Origin of the sequence: Streptomyces sp. WELS2 (assembly GCF_013870595.1) — a bacterium.
Classification (GTDB): domain Bacteria; phylum Actinomycetota; class Actinomycetes; order Streptomycetales; family Streptomycetaceae; genus Streptomyces.
On sequence record NZ_JACBWZ010000575.1, the window covers coordinates 1 to 4,160 of the forward strand.

Annotated in this window: 3 protein-coding genes; 1 reads left to right on the forward strand and 2 read right to left on the reverse strand. The window is 72.1% G+C overall.

What is annotated here, in order from left to right; genetic code table 11:
* Window positions 1-150: 150 nt before the first annotated feature.
* Window positions 151-609 carry a hypothetical protein gene (locus H5J33_RS25930; RefSeq protein ID WP_181797280.1) on the reverse strand — a complete coding sequence of 153 codons (459 nt, stop codon included), beginning with the start codon at window positions 607-609 and terminating at the stop codon, window positions 151-153.
* A gap of 170 nt (window positions 610-779) precedes the next feature.
* Window positions 780-2,972, reverse strand: a complete 2,193-nt coding sequence (locus H5J33_RS25935; protein WP_399552921.1) for a TIM-barrel domain-containing protein — start codon at window positions 2,970-2,972, stop codon at window positions 780-782.
* A 769-nt stretch (window positions 2,973-3,741) separates the two neighbouring features.
* Between H5J33_RS25935 and H5J33_RS25940 the strand changes: the two genes are divergently transcribed.
* Window positions 3,742-4,160, forward strand: a 419-nt coding sequence (locus H5J33_RS25940) for a hypothetical protein (protein WP_181797282.1), incomplete at its 3' end; no start/stop codon positions are given.

Genomic DNA, 4,160 nt, shown 5'->3' on the forward strand with positions numbered 1-4,160 from the left:
GAAGGCAGTGCGAGAGCGGGATGGCAACGGCGCGCTGCGGGGCCGGCCGATCACATGCCACCCGGGCGCACCGTACGAGGCACACCCGGGCGGCATCCGGCCGTGACGGCCTGGGGGGAGGCCCGGACCGTCGCCCCCGGAGCGGGGCGGTCAGTCCCAGAGCGGGTAGGTCACGACCTGCTCGTAGCCCTCCGGGCGGTCGCCCGGGTAGGTGAGGCTGATCCGGGTGTAGCGCTTCTCGCCCGGGTGCTCCTTCCAGGGCTTCGCGCCGTCGAGCCGCACGGTCACCGGGTAGGAGCGGAAGGTGCCGGCCGCGCAGTACGGCTTGCAGTCGTTGACGAGGTTCACGCCCACGGCGGTCGCCTCGCCCGGGCTCCACTCGGACCAGCGCAGCCCGGTGAGACGGCTGTTTCCGTCGCCGCAGGCCAGGATGAAGTCGATGGGGCGTACGGTGCGCTGCCACAGGCAGTCGACCAGGACGGGCCGGTCCGCCCGGGAGTGGTGTGGCGCCGCGGAGTCCGGCGGACTGGCCGAGGCCGTCGTCATGGCCGCTGTCAGCAGGGCTCCCGCCGCCAGGGTGACCGTCGTTCCCACCACTGATGCGCGCATCGCCGCTCCCGCCCGTCGTGCTTGGTCCGAACGCGTGCCCCCGACGCTACGACCGTCCCGCCGTTCGCACCAGTCGCGCAGGTCGGGCCGTATGCCGTGAGTGCCCGGAAGTGTCCGGGAGGGCGGAATCCCGTCAGCGGGCCCCGCCCTCCCGGGCTGTCGTGGTCACATCACCGCGCGTCCGCCAGGCGCAGGGAGAAGCCGCGGTCGAGGGGCAGGCGGGCCGTGGTGACGGTCGTGACATGGGTGGCGGGGTCGTAGGACCAGGCGGAGCGCGGCAGCCGGCGGCCGTCCAGCAGGACCCGCGCGGGCGCGCCGCCGCCGTGCACCGTGAACCGGTACGCCCGGGCGTCCACCTTGCCCGCGTAGGCGCCCCGGCTCGCGCTGACGCGCACGGTCGTGCCCCGGTGGTCGGCGCGCATCGACACCTGCTGCGTGGCCGCGGCGCCCCGGGCGAAGTCCCGGGTCACGCCGTCGTCCTCGTACAGCGTGTAGTGGCTGGTGCCGTGCGCGGCCGGGTACAGGTCCCAGTCCAGCTCGTGCCGGTCGCGGGTCTGCCAACTGGTCGTCCCCTTCGGCCACATGGGGACGATCGCGCCCTCGCGCACGAACAGCGGCAGGGTGTCCAGCGGGGCGTGGTAGCCGTCGAGCGTGGTCGGACCCCGGTAGGTGCGCCCGGTCCGGTAGTCGGTCCAGGTGCCCTTCGGCAGATAGATGCCGTCACGGGTGTCGGAGTCCTCGTAGACGGGCGCGACCAGGAAGTCGGGGCCGGACAGGAACTCGTACTCGGCCTTCTCTCCCAGGGTGGCCGGGTCGTCGGGGTACTCCAGCCACAGCGGGCGCACCGCCCCCACGCCGGTCTTCGCCGCCTCGGCGGACAGCGTGTACATGTACGGCAGCAGCCGCTCCTTCAGCTGGAGAGAGGCGCGGTTGACGGAGGTGTACGGCTCGCCGTCCCGCCACGGCTGCTGGTCGGCGGGCTTGCCGGTGGTGAGGTCGCTCGCCCAGCCGTCCATCGTCATGATGGCCGGCAGGAACGCCTTCCACTGCAGGTCGCGGGTGTACATCTCGGCGTCGTGGCGGTAGATGCTGCCGACGTCACCGGTGTTGTAGGCGATGCCGGACATCGTCGCGCCGGCGTACGTCGGGATCTGCCAGCGGATGTAGTCCCAGGACAGCTTCTGGTCGCCGCTCCACAGCACCCCGCACCGCTGGGCGCCGGCCCAGGACACCGGCAGCCAGACGAAGCCGCGGGCGTCGCTGTTGTCCTCGATCCCCTTCTTGGCGGCGTCACAGGCGTCCAGCGCGAACTTGTAGCCGTTGCCGACCCAGGCCACGTCCAGCTTGGCCACCCGCTGGCCCGCCTTCACCTGTTCGGCGAGCTTGTCGATGCCGTTCTCGGTCCACAGGCCGAGCCGGGCGTGGTGGTCCGCGAGGCCCTCGGCGGTCTGCTCCAGGTTCTCGTACCCGCAGCCGTACCCGTCGTTGACCAGCATCCAGCCGAGCGGCATCCGGTGCTCGGTGTAGCCGTCGGCGATCTTCAGCGCGTCCAGGGTGTGCCGCTCGCCCCGGTTGGCGTTGTGCAGGTAGCAGTCGGAGTCGCCCGGTTCCAGGCCGTACACCGGCGGCATGAAGGGACGGCCCACCAACGCCGTGTACTCGCCGATGACTTGCTTGGCGTCGTCGAGGAAGTAGTAGGCGTCGAACCGCCGTTCCTGCTGACCGGTCGTCACCGGCGAGCCGAAGGTGTACACGCCCGGTGCGAAGGTGTTGCGGAAGACGCCGTAGCCGGCGCTGGAGAGGTAGAACGGCTGGGAGTTGTTGTAGCCGCCCTCGTTCCAGTCGAAGCTGTTGGCCACGTACATCGTCCGGCCGCGGTGCGAGAAGCCGCCGTTCTGCTCGCCGCCGCCGAAGAACTGCTCGTCCGCGCCGCGCGCGAGGCTCTGCCGCATCCCGCCGGTCGACCAGCGCAGCGGCTTGTCCTCCTGCCAGATCCGGGTGCGGTCGTCGGGCCGGTACAGCCCGAACCGCAGCGGCTTCTTGTACACCCGCAGCACGGCCTCGGGGGAGCGGATGCCGTAGTAGTCGCCGGCGTCGAAGGACGAGGTGCCGCGCTGGAGGGCGGGCCGTTCCCGCACGATGGCGGTGCCGGCCGGATCGCTCAGCGCGCCGGACGGGTCGGCCTGGAGCCGTAGCCGGCCGTTCTTCAGGAAGTCGGCGCGCGCCGTCAGCCGGCCGGCCGTGATGGTGTAGCTGCCGTCGCCGCCGGAGAAGGACGTGAGGTCGCCGGCGTCCGTGGTCGCGGGCAGATAGGCGGTGCCGGTGAAGGAGTCGCCGTGCACGTCGTACGGCACCACGAGCACGTGGTACGTCCCCGACGCGCGCGGGATCACCGTGGCCTCGGGGTCGGCGGTGCCCGCGCTCGAGGCCACCTGCTTGCCCCGGTCGTCGTAGACGTACAGGTCGAAGTCGTCCGAGGGGCGCTCCCAGGTGATGGACAGCGGGACGCCGCCCTCGGGGTTGTCGTTCCAGTAGCCGTCCGGCACCGACACGGTGAGGTCGAAGCGGTGGCAGACCGCGCCGTCGGGGTCGGCGGCCTCGGCGGGGCACTTCTCGGGGCCGCCCCCGGTGCCCTTGGCGTAGACCGGGCTGCGCCAGCCGACGCTGCCGTGGGCGGGGTCCAGTACGGCGCCCGAGGCGGTGGGGGCGGCCTCGGCGGGTGCCGGACCGGACAGCACGGTCGCGGCCAGGGCGGTCGCCAGCCCCAGCGGAACCCAGGCCGGCCATGGCACACGATGTCGGAGTCTTCGCACGGCGGAGCAGCTCCCCTCGCACCTTCGCGGATTGACTGTCCTGGCTGACATTGCTCGCAAGCGCTTGAAACAGGCGCTATTCGAGCAACTTCACGCACGAAGCCTCGGGGTAGATGCAGGTACATGTCAATACCGGGGTGGAAGCCGAGCCCTGGGGCGCCGTAGCGGACCGCCGTCTGCTGCATTGGCGGGACCCGGATCACCGGGTCGGGGGAGTGGGCCCGCGGCCGACGGGCCGGACTCCCGGGCCGGTGTGACGATCACAGCAAGGTGACACAGCGATTCCGGCCGTCACCGCGGCCGGTGGGAGGACCACACGATGAACTCCGCTCTCAAGCGTCTGCTCGGCGTCGGCGCGGCCGTGGCCACGGGCGCCACCGCCCTGCTCGGCACCGGCGCCGGCACCGCCGAGGCCGCCGGCCGTGCCCACTGCGACCGCGCCGAACGGCCCATATGGAGTGAAGGACCCAGCCGTAACGTGACCGCCCGCCACTGCGACCTGCCGGACCAGGACCAGGACCAGGACCACCGCTGGTACACCGTCGAGTTCGACACCCTCGTACAGCCCCACCACGAGAACGACTACGTGGACGGAGGCGTCGAGCGGACCGCCACCAGGAACTGCGCGACATGGGACGGCAGCGGCACCGCGACGACGGCCACCGGTCCCGCCCAGGCCGTCGCCAGCACCGCGCCGAACACCGCCCACGGGGCCCGTCTGCGCCACAGCAGCGGCAG

What these genes read in the sequence shown, in the direction of transcription:
- H5J33_RS25930 (WP_181797280.1), bottom strand. Translation starts at nt 609, where the DNA reads ATGCGCGCATCAGTGGTGGGAACGACGGTCACCCTGGCGGCGGGAGCC.